Genomic DNA, 17,897 nt, shown 5'->3' with positions numbered 1-17,897 from the left:
CCGGTCGCAAGCCGCTTCGCACTTTTGCTGGAATCGCTCCAAGCGAAGGAACCAGGTCTGAAAAAGATCGTGACGCATCATATGCATGCAACTTCAGAGCCTGCGAAAATACTTCCACAAGTCTGCGCAAATCATTGATTGCAGATTCTATTTCAGCCAGGCCGCCATGCGTTCGGTGGCTTCCTCGATCTCGGTATTCGAGCCGGCATAGGAGATGCGCATCGCGCGATGCCCTTCCAGCGGATCGAAATCGAGGCCGGGCGTGGTGGCAACGTTGATTTCCGACAACATCTTTCGGGCAAAGGCCATGCTGTCATTGGTGAAGCGGCTGACATCGACATAAGCATAGAAGGCCCCGTCCATCGGCGAGGCGATGCGGAAGCCGATCTCCGGCAGCCGGCGCATCAGGAAATCACGGTTGCGGCCGTAGCTCTCGCGATAGATATCGAGTTCGGCACCCGCGCCGAGAGCCGCCTCGGCGGCAATCTGCGACAGTTCCGGCGCGGAGATATAGAGGCTCTGAGCCACGCGCTCGATCGGGCGGACCAGCCGCTCCGGCAAGACCATCCAGCCGATGCGCCAGCCGGTCATGCAATAATATTTCGAGAAGGAATTGATGACGATCGCTTCGTCGGTCAGCTCCAGCGCGCTCGTTTCCTCGCCGACGAAGGTCAGCCCGTGATAGATTTCGTCGGAGATGAAGGCGATCGAGCGATCGGCGCAATAGTCGGCCAGCGCCTTCAATGCCGCCCTGCCCGTCACCGTGCCTGTGGGATTGGCGGGGCTTGCGAGCAGCACGCCCTTCAGGCGCTTGCCGCTTGCTGCCTGTGCTGCTTCGAGGCTCTCGGGTGTCAGCGTAAACTGCGTTTCCTCGGCCACCGGCACTTCGACGACATCGAGGCCAAGCGCTGCAAGGATATTGCGATAGGCCGGATAGCCCGGCCGGGCGATGGCGACGCTGTCTCCGGCATCGAACAAGGTCAGGAAGGCGAGATTGAAGCCGGCCGACGATCCCGTCGTAATCGCAATGCGCTTGGGATCGATGCTCAAGCCATGGCGTAGCTGATAGTGGGCGGAGAGCGCCTGCCGCAGGGCCAGCGTGCCGAGCGCATCGGTATAGCCGATGCGGCCGTGACCGAGAGCCGCGCGTGCGGCCTCCAGCGCCGCCTGGGGCGCCGGATGGGACGGCTGTCCCACGGCCATCGAAATGACCGGGTGTCCGGCCTGGCGTCGCCGCGTCGCTTCCGCCAGCACGTCCATGGCATGGAAGGGTTCGACATCGCTGCGCTTGGATAGGGAAAACAAGATCAATTCTCTCTCGGATCGGATTGGCAAGCGACATTTGCCGCAATATCGGCTCGTTCACAATCCTGCGATTGCGGCTTTGTCGTGAAAATTCCTGTTTCTGGAAATAAGGACGCACCGTAAATTGCCAATGCCTATTTGCGGATGCTGACCCGACGATGCTATGGCGCATCTAGGAACGACGTCTCCGCTCAGATCCAAACGAGGACCCAATGACCTTTTCTCTCAAAAGCCTGCTGACGGTTTCGGCGATTGCCCTGACAGCATCCTTCGCCACAATCCAGCCGGCCGCCGCGCTGGATGACCAGCAGAAGAAGGAAATCGGGGAGTTCATCAAGGAATATCTCGTCGAGCATCCGGAAGTGCTGCTGGACGCCCAGGCGGCACTTGAGAAGAAGCAGGACGAGGCCCGCGTAGCGCAGTCGGCCCAGGTGATTACCCAGAACAAGGACGCGATCTTCAACTCCAAGGACGATGTGGCCATCGGCAATCCGAAGGGCGACATCACCGTCGTCGAGTTCTTCGACTATAACTGCACCTATTGCCGGCATGCGCTTGGCGACATGGACAAGCTCCTGCAGCAGGACAAGAATGTGCGTTTCGTCCTGAAGGAATTCCCGATCCTCGGCCAGGATTCGGTTGCCGCATCGCGCGTTTCCGGCGCATTCCGTCTGCTCGCGCCTGAAAAATACGCCGAGTTCCATCACAAGCTGCTGGGCAGCGACGGCCGCGCCTCCGAAGACACCGCCATCGATGTCGCCACCTCGCTCGGCGTCAACGAGGCAGCCATCCGCGCTGAAATGGCAAAAGCCCCGAACACCGACATGATCAAGGCGACCTACCAGCTTGCCTCCGATCTCAACGTCACCGGCACGCCCGCCTACGTCATCGGCAACGAGATGATTTCCGGCGCAATCGGGCTCGACGCCATCAAGGAAAAGATCGCCAACGTCCGCAGCTGCGGCAAGACGAGCTGCTGAACGGCGCGACAGCCGACCTTCGAAACGAGGAGGCAAACAGCCTATTCGCATTTTTCAGAACTTTAAAACGGCGCCGCGGCATCGTGCGGCGCAAAAATGCCAAAATCCCGGCGTTTCCACACCTAGAGGCACGCAACCTTCGCTCCGGGGCTTTCCTATAAGGCCTCGGGAGTCTATAGGTTGCGCTGCACTTTGACGGAACCTCTGATGGCGCAAACTATTTTCGTCCTTAACGGACCCAATTTGAATGCCTTGGGCAAGCGCGAGCCGGGCATCTATGGCGGCAAGACGCTCAAGGATATCGAGGCAGACTGCAAGTCCGTGGGCGAGAGCCTGGGCTTTGTCGTCGATTTCCGCCAAAGCAATCATGAAGGCGTGCTGGTCGACTGGATGCACGAGGCTGGCGACAGCGCCGTCGGCGTCGCCATCAACCCTGGCGCCTATGGTCATACGTCGATCGCACTGCATGACGCGATCCGCGCCATCTCCATTCCCGTCGTGGAGGTGCATATCTCCAACATCCACGCACGCGAAGAATTCCGGCACAAATCGATGATCGCGCCCGCCGCAAAGGGCATGATCTGCGGTTTCGGACCTCATAGCTACATCCTGGCGCTTCATGCGCTGAAATCCATCACCCAATAACAAAAATACAGGGCAAGAAATCCAATGGCTGAAAAGAAATCGGGTATCGACCAGGCGCTGATTCGCGATCTCGCCAACATCCTCAACGACACGGATCTGACCGAGATCGAAGTCGAGCAGGAAGATCTGCGCATCCGCGTGTCGCGCGCCGGCACGATGCAATATGTTCAGGCGCCGATCGGCGCACCGGCCGCTTACGCCGCTCCTGCCGCCGTTGCAGCAGCCCCGGCCGCTGCCGCTCCCGCAGGCAAGACCCGCAACCCCGACAACGTCGTGAGCGCGCCGATGGTCGGCACCGCCTATCTGGCGGCGGCACCGGGCTCGCCCGCTTTCATTCAGGTCGGCGCAGCCATCAAGGAAGGCCAGACGCTGCTCATCATCGAAGCAATGAAGACGATGAACCAGATTCCTGCGCCGAAGTCCGGTACGGTTACCGAAATCCTCGTTCAGGATGGAAGTCCCGTCGAATACGGCGAAGCCCTGGTCGTCATCGAGTAGGCCCGCCCATGCCCATGATTTCGAAGATTCTGATAGCCAATCGCGGAGAGATCGCTCTGCGCGTGCTGCGCGCCTGCAAGGAGCTCGGCATCGCCAGCGTCGCGGTGCATTCCACCGCCGATGCCGACGCGATGCATGTACGGCTTGCGGATGAGAGCGTTTGCATCGGCCCGCCGCCGTCTCGCGAAAGCTATCTCAACATCCACCAGATCGTTGCCGCCTGCGAGATCACCGGCGCCGACGCCGTGCATCCCGGCTATGGGTTCCTGTCGGAAAATGCCAAGTTCGCCGATATTCTCGAGGCACACGGCATCACCTTCATCGGCCCGACGGCGGATCACATCCGTATCATGGGCGACAAGATCACCGCCAAGACCACCGCATTGCAGCTCGGCATCCCGGTCGTTCCCGGTTCCGACGGCGAGGTAAAGACCGAAGCGGATGCGCTGAAGACCGCGCGCGAGATCGGCTACCCGGTACTCATCAAGGCAACCGCCGGCGGCGGCGGCCGCGGGATGAAGGTCGCGCGCACGGAAGCGGACCTGATCGAGGCCTGGTCGACGGCACGCACGGAAGCCGCAGCCGCTTTCGGCAACGAATCCGTCTACATGGAAAAGTATCTCGGCAAGCCGCGCCATATCGAAGTTCAGGTATTCGGCGACGGCGAAGGCAATGCTGTCCACCTTGGCGAACGTGACTGCTCGCTGCAGCGCCGTCACCAGAAGGTCTGGGAAGAAGCAAATTCTCCGGCGCTCAACATCGAGCAGCGGATGAAGATCGGCAAGATCTGCGCCGACGCCATGAAGAAGCTGAAGTATCGCGGCGCCGGCACCATCGAGTTCCTCTACGAAAATGGCGAGTTCTATTTCATCGAAATGAACACCCGCCTGCAGGTGGAGCATCCGGTCACGGAAGCCATCACCGGCATCGATCTCGTGCATGAGCAGATCCGTGTCGCCTCCGGCGGCGGCCTCTCGGTGACGCAGGATGAGGTGCATTTCCATGGTCACGCCATCGAATGCCGCATCAATGCCGAAGACGCCCGCACCTTCGTTCCCTCACCCGGCACGATCACGCATTTCCACGCGCCTGGCGGCCTCGGTGTCCGCATCGATTCCGGTGCCTATCAGGGCTACAAGATCCCACCCTACTACGACAGCCTGATCGGCAAGCTGATCGTGCATGGGCGCACCCGCGTCGAATGCATGATGCGCCTGCGCCGCGCGCTCGACGAATTCGTGGTGGACGGCATCAAGACCACCCTGCCGCTGTTCCAGGATCTGGTTTCCAATCAGGATATCGCCAATGGCGACTACGATATCCATTGGCTGGAAGACTACCTGGCGAAAACATCGGCCTAGCCTGTGCCCGGAGCGCGCGGCAAACGTCCCGGCATTACCCCGGAGATTTTGTTGCGCGCTTATTCCATCGGGCTTTTCCCGATGGCCGAATCGGCAGACGATCCGGAAATCTTCTGGGTCGAGCCGGAATTGCGGGGTATCATCCCTCTCGATACGTTTCACGTCTCCAAGAGCCTCGCTAAGAAGATCCGTCAGAAGCCCTTCGATATCCGTTTTGACACGGATTTTGAGGCCGTTATCTCTGCTTGCGGCGAGCAGACGAGCGACCGCCCGAGCACCTGGATCAACGAGACGATCCGCTCGCTCTACGCCACCCTGCACCATATCGGCCATGCCCATTGCGTGGAGGCCTGGGAAGGCGACCGCTTGGTCGGCGGTCTCTACGGCGTTTCGCTGGGCTCGGCCTTCTTCGGCGAAAGCATGTTTTCCCGCGCCACGGACGCCTCCAAGATCTGTCTCGTCTATCTGGTGGAGCGTCTGCGCGAACGCGGCTTCACCCTGCTCGATACGCAATTCACCACCGAGCACCTGAAGACGTTCGGCGCCATCGATGTACCGAAGGATGCCTATGCCAAGATGCTGGAGAAGGCGATGGAATCGCCCAATCTCAGCTTTTCAGAGCATTGATCCCGGATAACCGCTCGCAGGCATTGCAGTCGAAAACACTTCAAATTCTGATTGCAGTCTGCTATCCCTCCCAGCGAAGAGCGTTGGTGCATAGAGGTTCCGCTTTACCGTCGTAAATACCGGTCTCATCCAAATCACCCAGTGCATCGGGGCGGCATAACGCTGTCCGATGCGTATCTATGTCCATCGGGTGATGGCCTGAGACCGGTTTGGCATTGTCAAAACGCGCCCAACGCAGCCACCGCTGTCTCAGCTCTTCAGCCGTCCCGCAACATCGCCATACCGTGCCCTGACGGGCTTGTCTCACCGCCAGCTTGGTGGACTTCCAGAAGGAAGACCAAGACGGCATGTGCAATATTCTTCGGGTCCGATGGACCATTTCTCCTCAGACCGCACCCCAACCATGGATTGCCTGCAGCGGCTGCGGGTCTCTGAAACCCTTCAGATCGAGCGGCAAGATCCGGCTCAACGCCAATGGCAAGCGGCTCGATGCCTGGCTTGTGTACAAATGCATCGATTGCGACAAGACATGGAACCGAACCCTCTTCGAGCGTCGGACCGTTCACGATCTCGCCCCCTCTACGCTCGAGGCGCTGCAGCGTAGCGATCCGGATTGGGTGCGCGCCCAGGAATTCGATCTCGACGGCCTGAAGCGAAGGGCCAAGCATATCGACGAACCCTCGGATGCCATCATTCGGAAAGAGACGCTGCAGGCAGCAAGCGATTGGACAACGCTCGAAATCGCAATGTCGGTCGTATTTGCTCCAAGCCTCCGCCTCGATCGACTGCTTGCGTCAGAGCTGGCGATCTCGCGTTCGCGTCTCCAGGCTCTCGGCGTTGGTGGCAGATTGAAAGCCTATCCGGGCCACGGCGACTTGCTGCGTCACAGGGCCAAGGACGGCATGAGGATCGTCCTCGATCTGTCGGATATCGCCGATCGTCAAGCGATCGGTGAAGCCGCCGCTAATCCGAAGCAAAGCTAAAATTATGCCCGCAGGAGCACGGCTTCCGCGGGCTATCCAATTCTGCCGCGCATATCTTGAAAGCGACTACTTCGCGCCGGCAGTGTCCGGCGCCGGCACGTCCGACTTCTGCTTGCACTCTTTCAGCCAGACGTCATAGATCGGATGCTCGACCGCGTTGAGGCCGGGGCTGTCGGCGAACATCCAGCCAGTAAAGATACGGCGGATGCGGCGATCAAGCGTGATCTCGTCGACTTCGACGAAGCCATCCACCTTCTGCTGCTCGGTATCATCGCGCGAGTAGCAGGCACGCGGTGTCACCTGCAGCGCGCCGAACTGCACGGTTTCATTGATATAGACGTCGAAGGTGGTGATGCGACCGGTGATCTTGTCGAGGCCGGAGAAAACGGCGACCGGATTGGCGATGCGAGCCGCCTCGGCGTGAGAGGCCGACATAACGCCGGCCAGGAGAGCAAGACCTGCTCCCGATATTGCACGCAAAGAAGCGCTCCGCGTGAAAACCGTCATATCCGCCACTCTCCGCTTGGTCTCGGTCAAAGCGCCGAGCAAGAGCCGGCATCTCTCGCGCCTAAAGCCCAATTGTGGCCAAAGGACGAGCCGGCTCGTTATGCTCAGTTGCCCGGGGTCCAGGCGTCATAGTCGCCGGTCACGCGCGGACGCTCGCCGGCAACGGCCAGCGAACCCGGCGGGCGATAGGCCTGCGGCGAGCCGGTGAGGTTGGCGCGATGACCCTTTTCCCATTCCTTGGCGGCGTAGTTGTCCTTGGTCGGCGGAACGTCGGTGCGGTGATGCATCCAGCCGTGCCAGCCCGGAGGAATGGCCGAGGCTTCGGCATAACCCTTGTAGATCACCCAGCGCTTGGGGAGACCGTAGGAAGACATGCCGCCTTCGTAATAGACATTGCCGAATTCATCCTCGCCGACGCGCTTGCCAAAACGCCAGGTCGCAAAGCGCGTCCCCATTGTCTGACCATTCCACCAGGTGAAGGTTTGTACGATGAGATTCCACATGTCTTTTCCTCGATACCCGCTGAGGCGAGCGATACCAGAATTCGATAGCTTGCTTATGCCGCCACCAGACCGGCTTGTCCAGTGATTCCGGCAGGCAAACACGGTCATTTCAACGCCATCTTGAAACCAAGATGGCTCGGCTTGAAGCCTAATCTCTCATAGAAGCGATGGGCATCCTTGCGCGCCGCATTGGAGGTCAACTGCACCATGCGCATACCGCGGCCTTTTGCCTCGTCGATGCAGAAATTGATCATCGCAGCCCCGATCCCCTGCCCGCGCATGTCGCCCCGCGTCTGGACCGACTCGATAATCATCGCGGACGATCCCCGCCCGTGCAGCGAGGTGACGACGATCGTCTGGAAGGTACCGACGATCTCGCCGGCAAGCGCGGCAGCGTAAAGCGTCTGGTCCGACGACGCCCTGATGGTGCGAAAGGCACGCAGATAATCGTCATAGGCGGCGGGATCAGTCGTATCGCCATGCCCGCCTACGGCATCGGCGGCGAAGAGGCCGATCAGGGAAGGAAGGTCGGATTCTTTCGCTTCGCGGATAAGTAGTTCTTGTGAGGGCAATGTATCGTACCTACGTCTTTGTTCCGTGGGGGAACTGAAAAGCGCTCATGTTTACCAGTGACATATACACGATCAAATACTCGAAAGCTGAATTGGAATTTAAGGCAGCCGCGCAGATATTTGCTGCGATCCTGCTTGGCTTGATAGCTTTCCTTTCAGCGAAAGACCCAATCGGGAGCACACTCTGGGTCTCAATTGCCTTAGTAATAGCCTTCTTTGCCTGCTTGAATTTGCATAAACTTATCTTTCAAACGCAGAAGGCTATTTTGGTCATAGCACCTGAGGGAATTAAGGATATCCGCTTGGGACCGGATTTCATTCCTTGGGCTGCAATAGAGAAAATTGATGTTCATGGCCCCCGCCTCAGCGCAGCCACGCTATTTCTGGGCTTTGGGTTAATAATGGTTGCAGCCCTTTTTCTCACCGATGGCGGTGTTTACGCCGGATCGGGCGACGGAGGGCAGCCAAAGCATCATATTTGGCTTTTGATAGCTCCTGGTCAGCGAGTTGCTGGACAAATGCGCGGCTTTACGCGCAGCATCAAAAACGTCAACACAGACACACAACAGGTTTGTATCGCTACCTCGAATCTTACTCACGGAAAGCAACGGATTCTGGATCTGCTTCGCGGTTTCCATGCCCGATATGCGACTGTTGCCAATGCCGAGAACGTCGCCTAGTCAACGAGAAGAACATTGAGTGGTCAAGTGGAGCCAGCCGGCTACTGCGTAGCCAGCGGCTTCTCGAATATCAGCGTCGGCAAGCCCGACTGCCCCTGCCCGCTATTGTCCGCGCGGCCGGCTTCAACGAATCCATGCGCCTTGTAGAAGGCAATCGCCGGTTCGTTCTGCGGGTCGACTTCGAGACGCATGATCTCTGCGTCCGGGAAACAGGTCTCCAGTTCGGCGAAGATATCACGGCCGACGCCCTGTCGCTGATGGCGGGGGCTGACATAGAGCATGTAGAGCATGACGGTCTTGCTCATCTCTGTGGACATGGCGGCATAGCCCATGCCGCCGATCGTCCTGCCGTCATCGGCCACCAGGAATTCGGAGTTCTTGTTCGCCAGCCGCGCCTTCAACGACGCCAGAGAATGCCAGGAGGCATGCAGTTCGCTGACCTTGTTCGCGCCATAGATATGGTCGTAGGTCGCGTGCCAGGTCTCACCCAGCAGAGCGCGGACCTTTTCCAGATCCTGCTCGCCGGCGGTGCGGACGAAGAACACCGCTTATTCCTCTTCGATGCCGAGCTTGGCCTTGACCAGCGCCTGAACGGCTTGCGGGTTGGCCTTGCCGCCGGTCGACTTCATCACCTGGCCGACGAACCAGCCGGCAAGCGTCGGCTTGGCCTTGACCTTGGCGACCTGATCCGGGTTGGCGGCGATGATCTCATCGACGGCCTTTTCGATCGCACCGGTGTCGGTGACCTGCTTCATGCCGCGCGCCTCGACGATTTCGGCGGGATCGCCGCCCTCGTTGAGCACGATTTCGAACAGGTCCTTGGCGATCTTGCCGGAGATGGTTTCGGCCTTGATGAGATCGATGATCGCGCCGAGCTGGGCGGGCGAAACCGGAGTCTCTTCAATGTCCTTGCCGGTTTTGTTCAGAGCGCCGAGCAAGTCGTTGATCACCCAGTTTGCAGCAGCCTTGCCGTCACGGCCGGCAGCGACCGCTTCGAAATAGTCGGCGATCGCCTTTTCCGAAACGAGCACGGAAGCATCATAGATCGAAAGGCCGAGCTCGCGAACGAAGCGCTCCTTCTTGTCGTCGGGCAGCTCAGGCAGATGCTTGGCAAGCTCTGCGACGAAGGCATCGTCGAATTCCAGCGGCAACAGATCCGGATCGGGAAAATAGCGGTAGTCATGCGCATCTTCCTTGGTGCGCAGCGACCGCGTCTCGCCCTTGTTCGGATCGAACAGGCGGGTTTCCTGATCAATCTTGCCGCCATCCTCCAAAATACCGATCTGTCGGCGCGCTTCGTATTCGATCGCCTGGCCGATGAAGCGGATGGAGTTGACGTTCTTGATTTCGCAACGCGTGCCGAATTCACCGCCTGGGCGCCGAACGGAAACGTTGACGTCGGCGCGCATCGAGCCTTCGTCCATGTTGCCGTCGCAGGTGCCGAGATAGCGCACGATCGAACGTAGCTTCGTCATGTAAGCCTTCGCCTCGTCGGACGAGCGGATATCCGGCTTGGAGACGATTTCCATCAGCGCAACGCCGGAGCGGTTCAGGTCGACATAGGACATGGTCGCATGCTGATCGTGCAGCGACTTACCGGCGTCCTGCTCCAGATGCAGACGCTCGATGCCGATCTCGATGTCTTCGAACTGGCCCTGACGATCAGGTCCCAGCGAAATGACAATCTTGCCTTCGCCGACGATCGGGTCCTTGAACTGCGAGATCTGATAGCCCTGCGGCAGGTCGGGATAGAAATAGTTCTTGCGGTCGAAGATCGAACGGTTGTTGATCTGAGCCTTCAGGCCGAGACCGGTTCGCACCGCCTGCTTGACGCATTCCTCGTTGATGACGGGCAGCATGCCGGGCATGGCTGCATCGACGAGCGAGACGTTGGAATTCTGCGGCTTGCCGAACTCGGTCGAAGCGCCGGAGAAGAGCTTGGAATTGCTCAACACCTGGGCATGGACTTCCATGCCGATAACGATTTCCCAATCGCCGGTGGCACCGGGAATGAAGCGTTTCGGATCTGGCGTACGGACGTCGACAAGGGTCATGGGAAGCTCTTGAAATGCTGTTCTTCTGAACTTTGTGAGGTAGAGCAATTGGCGAGGCGGCGCAAGGCTTTCGGCGCGCGGATACGCTATATGCCCGGCCCGTAAACGCCGTCGCTCTCGTCGACCAGCGATTTCGAAAGCCCGACTGTGGGAACGTCGCTATCGAGCTTCGGGGAATAGACGATCGACAGCCAGCGGATCTCATAACCACGCGCCCTGAAGAAGGCGATGGCATCCGTATTGCCTGCATGGCTCTGTAGGGAAACCTTTTCCAGTCCCTGCTCGCGCACATCCGCTTCGATCCGCGCCAGAAGTGTCGAGCCGAGCCCGCGCCTCAAGAAATCCGGATCGATCCAGAAATCGGAAATTGCCTCGTCCAGCGCCTCGCGCGCTGCCCAGCCGACCGCCTCGCCGTTCAGCTCGATGACTGATATCGTCAGCCAGAGATTGCGGGTGAAATTCGTAAAGGCTTCGCTTGCGCTCTCCAAAAGCTCGCCCGTGCCGCCGATCGCACCCATGGCCTTCTGCCAGGAGCGCAGGCCAATACTCGCCAACACCGCGGTTTCACCCTCATGGGCATTGCGAATATGGATCATCGAGCCCCCGCCATTTCCGGTAGTAAAGCACCGGAGCGCGGCTTTTTCCAGCGGCGAGATTCATGGACAAACCTCACTTCGCTGGCCATCGATATGGTTGAGGCTTGACTGTCGGGTGCAACCTGTTTTACACACGGCGCCTCGACGGAGTTTTTATGTCCACCTTTTGTCAGACCCGGTAAAGGCCTCGCTCGCAAGTTCTCTTGCGTGCCGGGCCTTAAAAAACGAAGCCCCGACTTCCCTTGAGGGAAGCTTCGGATCGTTTTGTTGCGCCCTATGGCGCATTACGGATTCTGACTCCAATGGATATTTCACGCGCGGAACAGCGCATTCTCCACCTGCTCGCCCAGGGCGGCCGCATCGAACTCGAACGCACTGAAAAAAAGAAGATCGAGACCGCCAGTTGCTACACGCGCGACGGCTGGCTCTATCCCGATTTCAACATCGAGCTCTTTCGCAGGCTCAGACGCCTGAAGGCCATCCGGTCCACTGACGGCCAACCCTACCGGATCTCGGAAAAGGGACTGAAGCTGGTGAGGGCGCAACTGGATAATCGGTAAAGCAAAGATGAGAGCCGCTCAAAGGGGCGGCTCTCATCTGTTGATGCGGCTACGGGACGACTTGCCGATGGCGGTTAGAATGTTCTGATGATGTCCGCCACCTGCCCGCCCAGGCTATCGCTGTCTTTCAGCGCGGCAGCACGTTTTTCGCTGACGGCGGCAATCTGGTCTTCGCTATCCGCCAGGGCCTTCAAATAGCGCTTCTTCAAATCGCTATTCTCAGGCACCGCGCCGATATTCCGTCGTATGCGCTCCTGGTCATTGGTGAGCTTTTCTATTTCATTGTCGAAATTCTGCAGATCGCTTTGGGCGGCGACCTGCTTTTTGCGCATCTCAGCCAGGTTCGCGAGCTTGTCGGTGAGTGCCTTGTCCTGTGTCGAAGCCGACCATCCGAGCAGCATGTCCGGATCGGTATCGACCAGGGCGTAGCTGTTGCTTTGGAGCTGCTCGTCGACCGCCGTCAGTGTCTTCTCGGTGCCGGCCGGCACAACGATCTTGAGCCGTTGGTGTGTTGCCGTCTTGCCGAAGCCTTCAGCCGAGGAGAACGTCCAGCCATCCCTGATCGGGTGCTCGACGATGACGGTCCGTTCGCCGTCGAGCGCGCCCGAGACGGTATAGGTCGTCGTCTGGCGATATTTGACGACGGCATTCATCACGCCATCCGAAACCTTCAGGGAGGCGATCTCCTCGGTCGGCGTCTGCTGCTCGCTGATCGATACCTTGCGATCGGTGGCGAAGCTGGCAAGCCGCGTGTCGTCCTTTGGCAATGCGGAGAGCTGGGAATCGCCGATATAGCCGGTCTTGCTGTCGTAGAGCGTCAGAATTCCCGCCGGCATGCTGACGCCGGTGGTGTTCTTCAGCATCACGGCGGCGATGGGATTGCGATAGGCGCTGCCCGCCCGATACATATCCACCATATCGGCCTCCACATCCGCATCCATGATCGGCACCGACAAGGTATCGCCGTTAGCGAGATCATAAGTTCCGGGAAGTTCAAAGGTGGCCGAGATATCGCTTTCGGTCGCGGTGGCGGTGTTGCCGGCGGCAACTTGCATTGGTTCTGCCGGCCGCGCCAATTCATCACTCGCGTAGGCCTGAGCGTCGGCCATCTTTCTGGCCTCATTCCTCGCTGCCCCGGCAGGAGCGGACATTACCGGCGCCATGCTCGACCCCAGACGTAGCCTGTTGGAGAGGTCGCCGCTGTCAGCATCGGGCACATTGTTCGACGCCGTGTTGACCGGCACCTCCTGCCGCTCGCGCCAATAGAGCTGGTGCAGACCCTGCTTCAGCGTCACCGGCTCGGCGGACGTCAGTGTCAGCTTGATGCCCTTCCAATCCTCGCCGCTTGCATTTTCCAGCACCGTCCACGCCTGCAGGCGCGCCTTGTCATTTCCCTCGACGACGACCTTGTAGGCCGTTTTCCAGATCGGCGACGGGACGACATAGGTCAGGCCGATATCGCCGCTGTTCTTGACGCCGTTCACCTTGATATCGATGGCGCGGGTGCGATCGTTCTTGCCGCGGGCAATGGCTGCCGCCGCCTTGGCGAGCTTTGCCCGCATGTCGGGATCGTCGAGCCGGACGGACGCATCCTCGCCGAGCGCCAGCGTCTCCACCGCGCCATCCTTGTCGATAACGGTGAGCAAGGGCACCGTCGTCTTCTCGTCGATTTTCCTCGTCTCGATGCCAAGAATGCTTCCCTCGACCGTTTTGCCGCCGCTCGTGACGGACACCTTGCCGCCCTGCATCGACGTCAGAAGCGACGGCACGGATGAGAACGCCTCCCGCGTGAACGGCAAGCCTTTGAAGGTTTCCTGCAACGGCTTCGGCCCGGCAAGCGACATGCCCGCCACCGAGCCCGCGGACCCGTTGACCACAAGGCTCTTCAGGATGTCATTCACCTGATCGAGGGGAACCTCGATCCGGATCACGCCGTCGCTATTGACATCGGCCGATCGGGAAACCTCGGCCAAGCCGCCAGAGGACAGGGTAATGGATCGAATGGCCCCATTGTCGGCCGCCAGCGAGATCGCCGGACATGACACGCTAAGGAGCAGGATCGCCGTAACTTGCTTGAGCATGAAGAGACCTTCCGATTCGGTTGCAAAGGATGAGACCAAGCGGCCCGCTGCAATTTATGATCGTGTTTCGGTCCAAAATGTGATGCCGACTGGGCGGAATATTGACAACCACCTGGGGCCGGTCCTCATGCACGTCTTTCGCTATTCTTGACGGCCATTCGCAATCCCGTTACTTCATCGCTTATGAGAAAGAACCGCGCCCTTAATTCTGCAGCCCCGCATTTTGATGCGGTGTTTCTTGCGCGCCGATTTACTTGCGGCCAGCCGGACGGCTTGGCACGCGGTTTCTGATGCGCTCAATCTAGCGCGCATTTTCTCCGCCTAGGTTCCAGCCTCCAGCGTGGTCGTGACAGGTACGCACTCGTGCGCCCATCCTCCAGCCCAATGCTAAAGGAGCCCATCTCATGGGGAGCCATAATTTAACCCGCGCTCAACTCTCGACCGCGCTTGCAAAACGCGACCTCTCCGATCCGGAAGAGGGAATTCATGCGGTCAATATTGTCGTCGATCAAATAAACCAGGCGCTTAGAAAAGCTTGGTCAATCTCACCCGAAGTCCACCGGCGTTTGCCCATCGTGACCGTCGCAGAGAACTATGATCGGCTCTACTATCCTGGCGATGCTCCGGCTCGATCCGAGCGATATGCTCGCTATCTGGGTCACGATCTGATGCTTCGCACCCAGATGACATCGAGCATTCCGGAACTCCTTTCTCAGATTCGGGGCGAAGAGGTCGACCGAGTACTGCTATGCCCCGGTATGGTTTATCGCCGCGATTGCGTCGACCGAAATCACGTCGGAGAACCGCATCAGCTTGATATCTGGCGCATTACCGATGGCGCCCGCCTCAATGACGGCGATCTAAGCGATATGATCGCTTGTATTGCCGAGGCGCTGTTGCCCGGCAGACGTTGGCGAATTCAAGCCGCTGACCATCACTACACCACAGACGGGCTGGAAGTGGAGGTTGAGATTGACGGGCGGTGGCTGGAGATTCTCGAATGCGGCCTGGTCCATCCGCGGCTGCTTGTCGATGCAGGGCTGGAGCCAGACTTATGGAGTGGCCTGGCAATGGGAATCGGGCTCGATCGCATGGTCATGTTGATCAAAGGTCTCGATGATATCCGTCTGTTGCGCTCGATGAACGCACAGGTTGCTCGCCAAATGGATAATCTCGATCCGTGGCAGCCGGTTTCCAAATACCAAGCCACAACACGCGATCTTTCGATTGCCATTCACACTGGGGCGGAGCTTGAGGAGATCGGTGACCGCCTTCGGCTCGCCCTTGGAGATGAGGCCGAACTGATCGAGGATGTTTCTCTCCTCGGCCGCCATCCAGCGACATCATTGCCGCAGACGGCAAGGCAACGGCTCGGTCTACGATTGGATCAGGAAAATCTGCTCCTTAGGATTATCTTGCGCTCGATCGATGGAGACATTGGCCGGGACGCAGGCAACCAGATTTACGACCGGGTTTACACCGCTCTGCATGAAGGAGACGCCGCCGGCTATTCGCGATGATTTCCAATCGGGCGGTCGTTGGCCGCCCGATTGTTCTATCCATTCATGATATGCAAGCCGCTCCGCGAAGCCCTTATATCAGCGACAAACACGCTCCAGATGCACTTTCGTCAAATTGATCGAAAGCGCAGCATCAAACTCTTCGCCTTGCCATACGATTTTGAAGCCGTGTTTCTGGTAGAGGCCGATTGCTGGGACGTTGCTGGCGAGAGTGTCGATCTTCTGTGTCGCGACGCCTTCCAGCTCCATGCTGGCAATGAGGTGCTGCAGAAGCCTGGAACCGACGCCCCTGCCATGAAATGCAGGGTCCACCCACAGATCGGAAATATTATCGGGACGCTCCTCGCGGGCGATCCAGCCAACGACGACACCATCAATTTCGGCAACGATGACTTCGCTCTTCGCGTTAGCAGGATAAGCAACGAAGGCACGGCGAGCGGCTTCGATGACGGCTCCGCTCTGAAATCTGGCATCCAAGGCACCGCCGCTCAACCAAGCGGCAAAGCCGACCGCGCCGACCATGTCGTGATCGGCGGCGGCCATAGGTCTTAGAAGGATAGTGTTTACCACCACTTCGCCGGCGTGAACTTGCCGGCGGCCTGTTCGATGACGTGGGCGGTCTTGAAGAGGGTTTCTTCTTCGAACGGCTTGCCGATGAGCTGCAGGCCGAGCGGCAGGCCCTTCGGGTCGAGGCCGGCGGGGACGGCGATGCCGGGGAGACCGGCCATGTTGACCGTCACCGTGAAGATGTCGTTCAGGTACATCTTCACCGGATCGGAAGCGAGGTCCTCGTCAGCAATGCCAAAGGCCGAAGACGGCGTAGCGGGCGTCAGGATGGCGTCGACGCCGGCGTTGAAGGCCAGTTCGAAGTCGCGCTTGATCAGCGAGCGAACCTTCTGGGCGCGCAGGTAGTAGGCGTCGTAATAGCCGGCCGAGAGAACATAGGTGCCGATCATGATGCGGCGCTTCACTTCCTGGCCGAAGCCGGCGGCGCGCGTCTTCTCATACATGTCGACGATGTCCTTGCCGTCGACGCGGAGGCCGTAGCGAACGCCATCGTAGCGGGCGAGGTTCGAGGAAGCCTCGGCGGGAGCGACGATGTAATAAGCCGGCAGCGCATATTTCGTGTGCGGCAGCGAGATGTTGACGATCTCGGCGCCGGCATCCTTCAGCCAGGCAATGCCCTGCTGCCAGAGCGTCTCGATCTCTTCCGGCATGCCGTCGACGCGGTATTCGTTCGGAATGCCGATCTTCATGCCCTTCAGCGACTGGCCGAGCGAGGCTTCGTAATCCGGCACCGGCAGATCGACCGAGGTCGTGTCCTTCTTGTCGACGCTTGCCATCGACTTCAAGAGGATGGCGGCGTCGCGCACGTCGCGGGCGATCGGGCCGGCCTGGTCGAGCGACGAGGCGAAGGCGACGATGCCCCAGCGCGAGCAGCGGCCATAGGTCGGCTTGATGCCGACGGTGCCGGTGAAGGCGGCCGGCTGGCGGATGGAGCCGCCCGTGTCCGTAGCAGTCGCGCCGGCGCAGAGATGCGCGGCAACGGCTGCAGCGGAACCGCCGGACGAGCCGCCCGGAACCAGCTGCTGGTTGGAACCCTCGGCACGCCAGGGGTTGATGACCGGGCCGTAATAGGAGCTCTCGTTGGAGGAGCCCATGGCGAACTCGTCCATGTTGAGCTTACCCAGCATGACAGCGCCGTCGTTCCAGAGGTTCTGCGTGACTGTAGATTCATAGCGCGGCTTGAAGCCATCGAGAATGTGGCTGCAGGCCTGGGTGTGGATGCCTTCGGTGCCGAACAGGTCCTTGATCCCGAGCGGAATACCTTCGAGCGCGCCGGCATTGCCGGCGGCGAGGCGTGCATCCGAGGCCTTGGCCATCTCGCGCGCCTTGTCGGGCGTGACAGTGATATAGGCATTAAGCTGACCGTTGGCCGCGTCGATCGCCGAGATATAGGCCTCGGTCAGTTCGGTGGCGGTAATCTGCTTGGCGCGCAGCTTGTCGCGGGCTTCGGCAATGGTCAGGCTGGTGAGTTCGCTCATTTTGTTTCGCTTCAGATCTGGAATTGGGCAACGGGTCGGAAAGGCTCGAAAGAACCGTTATTCGACGACTTTGGGCACCAGGAAGAAATTCTGATCGGTATTCGGCGCATTGGCGACGATGTCGGCGGCCTTGTTGCCGTCGGTCACTTCGTCGGTGCGCTTCTTCATTGCCATCGGGGTTACCGAGGTCATGGCCTCGACGCCATCGACATTCACTTCGGAGAGCTGCTCGACGAAGCCCAGAATGCCGTTCAGCTCGCCCATCATCCGCTGCGCTTCGTCTTCATTGACGGCGATGCGGGCAAGATGGGCGACGCGTTTGACGGTGGCGAGATCGACGGACATGGCATTCTCCGGATAGGATTTTTCACACTCGCTAT

The 17,897-nt window shown here is 59.4% G+C and carries 20 protein-coding genes; 9 read left to right on the top strand and 11 right to left on the bottom strand.

Annotated features, from left to right (window positions below; translation table 11 throughout):
- Positions 1 to 147: 147 nt before the first annotated feature.
- Positions 148 to 1,305, bottom strand: coding sequence for a pyridoxal phosphate-dependent aminotransferase (locus ACIQWP_RS15675; RefSeq protein ID WP_402788695.1), 1,158 nt, complete (start codon positions 1,303 to 1,305; stop codon positions 148 to 150).
- Between the two features lie 212 nt (positions 1,306 to 1,517).
- Between ACIQWP_RS15675 and ACIQWP_RS15670 the strand changes: the two genes are divergently transcribed.
- From ACIQWP_RS15670 to ACIQWP_RS15645, 6 genes are all read left to right on the top strand, one after another.
- A complete protein-coding gene (locus ACIQWP_RS15670; protein WP_402788693.1) occupies positions 1,518 to 2,285 on the top strand; it encodes a DsbA family protein in 768 nt (255 codons plus the stop codon).
- Between the two features lie 207 nt (positions 2,286 to 2,492).
- The gene (aroQ, locus tag ACIQWP_RS15665; RefSeq protein WP_402788691.1) at positions 2,493 to 2,930 is read left to right on the top strand and encodes a type II 3-dehydroquinate dehydratase; all 438 of its coding nucleotides are present in this window, start codon (positions 2,493 to 2,495) and stop codon (positions 2,928 to 2,930) included.
- Between the two features lie 24 nt (positions 2,931 to 2,954).
- On the top strand, positions 2,955 to 3,428 hold the full coding sequence (accB, locus tag ACIQWP_RS15660; RefSeq protein WP_402788689.1) for an acetyl-CoA carboxylase biotin carboxyl carrier protein: 474 nt from the start codon (positions 2,955 to 2,957) through the stop codon (positions 3,426 to 3,428).
- 8 nt (positions 3,429 to 3,436) lie between these two features.
- Positions 3,437 to 4,789 (top strand): acetyl-CoA carboxylase biotin carboxylase subunit, encoded by a 1,353-nt coding sequence (gene accC / locus ACIQWP_RS15655; protein WP_402788687.1) that lies wholly within the window; start codon positions 3,437 to 3,439, stop codon positions 4,787 to 4,789.
- A gap of 3 nt (positions 4,790 to 4,792) precedes the next feature.
- The gene (aat, locus tag ACIQWP_RS15650; RefSeq protein ID WP_402788685.1) at positions 4,793 to 5,416 is read left to right on the top strand and encodes a leucyl/phenylalanyl-tRNA--protein transferase; all 624 of its coding nucleotides are present in this window, start codon (positions 4,793 to 4,795) and stop codon (positions 5,414 to 5,416) included.
- Positions 5,417 to 5,763: 347 nt separating this feature from the next.
- Positions 5,764 to 6,399, top strand: coding sequence for a DUF1062 domain-containing protein (locus ACIQWP_RS15645; protein ID WP_402788683.1), 636 nt, complete (start codon positions 5,764 to 5,766; stop codon positions 6,397 to 6,399).
- Between the two features lie 66 nt (positions 6,400 to 6,465).
- Here ACIQWP_RS15645 and ACIQWP_RS15640 read toward each other — a convergent pair whose 3' ends face one another.
- The 3 genes from ACIQWP_RS15640 to ACIQWP_RS15630 all read right to left on the bottom strand — a co-directional run bounded on the left by ACIQWP_RS15640 (position 6,466) and on the right by ACIQWP_RS15630 (position 7,981).
- Positions 6,466 to 6,906, bottom strand: coding sequence for a DUF2155 domain-containing protein (locus ACIQWP_RS15640; protein WP_402788681.1), 441 nt, complete (start codon positions 6,904 to 6,906; stop codon positions 6,466 to 6,468).
- A gap of 104 nt (positions 6,907 to 7,010) precedes the next feature.
- Complete coding sequence (locus ACIQWP_RS15635; RefSeq protein ID WP_402788679.1) at positions 7,011 to 7,409, bottom strand: NADH:ubiquinone oxidoreductase subunit NDUFA12; 399 nt, start codon at positions 7,407 to 7,409, stop codon at positions 7,011 to 7,013.
- 104 nt (positions 7,410 to 7,513) lie between these two features.
- Complete coding sequence (locus ACIQWP_RS15630; protein WP_402788677.1) at positions 7,514 to 7,981, bottom strand: GNAT family N-acetyltransferase; 468 nt, start codon at positions 7,979 to 7,981, stop codon at positions 7,514 to 7,516.
- 47 nt (positions 7,982 to 8,028) lie between these two features.
- On the opposite strand from ACIQWP_RS15630, the gene ACIQWP_RS15625 reads away from it, so the two are divergent.
- The gene (locus tag ACIQWP_RS15625) at positions 8,029 to 8,661 is read left to right on the top strand and encodes a hypothetical protein (RefSeq protein ID WP_402788675.1); all 633 of its coding nucleotides are present in this window, start codon (positions 8,029 to 8,031) and stop codon (positions 8,659 to 8,661) included.
- Positions 8,662 to 8,702: 41 nt separating this feature from the next.
- Here the strand turns inward: ACIQWP_RS15625 and ACIQWP_RS15620 are convergent, their stop codons facing one another.
- From ACIQWP_RS15620 to ACIQWP_RS15610, 3 genes are all read right to left on the bottom strand, one after another.
- On the bottom strand, positions 8,703 to 9,206 hold the full coding sequence (locus ACIQWP_RS15620) for a GNAT family N-acetyltransferase (RefSeq protein WP_402788673.1): 504 nt from the start codon (positions 9,204 to 9,206) through the stop codon (positions 8,703 to 8,705).
- 3 nt (positions 9,207 to 9,209) lie between these two features.
- Positions 9,210 to 10,715, bottom strand: a complete 1,506-nt coding sequence (gatB, locus tag ACIQWP_RS15615) for an Asp-tRNA(Asn)/Glu-tRNA(Gln) amidotransferase subunit GatB (RefSeq protein WP_402788671.1) — start codon at positions 10,713 to 10,715, stop codon at positions 9,210 to 9,212.
- A gap of 86 nt (positions 10,716 to 10,801) precedes the next feature.
- Positions 10,802 to 11,311: a GNAT family N-acetyltransferase gene (locus ACIQWP_RS15610; RefSeq protein ID WP_402788669.1), complete on the bottom strand. Its 510-nt coding sequence runs from the start codon at positions 11,309 to 11,311 to the stop codon at positions 10,802 to 10,804.
- 302 nt (positions 11,312 to 11,613) lie between these two features.
- Between ACIQWP_RS15610 and ACIQWP_RS15605 the strand changes: the two genes are divergently transcribed.
- Entirely contained in the window at positions 11,614 to 11,871 is a 258-nt protein-coding gene (locus ACIQWP_RS15605) for a YjhX family toxin (RefSeq protein ID WP_402788667.1), read from the top strand.
- Between the two features lie 74 nt (positions 11,872 to 11,945).
- On the opposite strand, the gene ACIQWP_RS15600 is transcribed toward ACIQWP_RS15605, so the two are convergent.
- A complete protein-coding gene (locus ACIQWP_RS15600) occupies positions 11,946 to 13,952 on the bottom strand; it encodes a DUF4139 domain-containing protein (protein WP_402788665.1) in 2,007 nt (668 codons plus the stop codon).
- Positions 13,953 to 14,356: 404 nt separating this feature from the next.
- Between ACIQWP_RS15600 and ACIQWP_RS15595 the strand changes: the two genes are divergently transcribed.
- Positions 14,357 to 15,472: a hypothetical protein gene (locus tag ACIQWP_RS15595; RefSeq protein ID WP_402788663.1), complete on the top strand. Its 1,116-nt coding sequence runs from the start codon at positions 14,357 to 14,359 to the stop codon at positions 15,470 to 15,472.
- A gap of 78 nt (positions 15,473 to 15,550) precedes the next feature.
- Here the strand turns inward: ACIQWP_RS15595 and ACIQWP_RS15590 are convergent, their stop codons facing one another.
- Genes ACIQWP_RS15590 through gatC form a run of 3 tightly spaced genes read right to left on the bottom strand, consistent with a single transcriptional unit; the run spans position 15,551 to position 17,862 of the window.
- Positions 15,551 to 16,015 carry a GNAT family N-acetyltransferase gene (locus ACIQWP_RS15590; RefSeq protein WP_402788661.1) on the bottom strand — a complete coding sequence of 155 codons (465 nt, stop codon included), beginning with the start codon at positions 16,013 to 16,015 and terminating at the stop codon, positions 15,551 to 15,553.
- A 20-nt stretch (positions 16,016 to 16,035) separates the two neighbouring features.
- Positions 16,036 to 17,517 (bottom strand): Asp-tRNA(Asn)/Glu-tRNA(Gln) amidotransferase subunit GatA, encoded by a 1,482-nt coding sequence (gene gatA, locus ACIQWP_RS15585; RefSeq protein ID WP_402788659.1) that lies wholly within the window; start codon positions 17,515 to 17,517, stop codon positions 16,036 to 16,038.
- Positions 17,518 to 17,574: 57 nt separating this feature from the next.
- Positions 17,575 to 17,862, bottom strand: a complete 288-nt coding sequence (gene gatC, locus ACIQWP_RS15580) for an Asp-tRNA(Asn)/Glu-tRNA(Gln) amidotransferase subunit GatC (protein WP_015339557.1) — start codon at positions 17,860 to 17,862, stop codon at positions 17,575 to 17,577.
- Positions 17,863 to 17,897: the final 35 nt, after the last annotated feature.

Origin of the sequence: Rhizobium sp. NPDC090279 (assembly GCF_044769665.1) — a bacterium.
In the GTDB taxonomy this organism is placed as follows: Bacteria; Pseudomonadota; Alphaproteobacteria; order Rhizobiales; family Rhizobiaceae; genus Rhizobium.
This window is presented reverse-complemented; position numbering and strand designations above follow the sequence as displayed.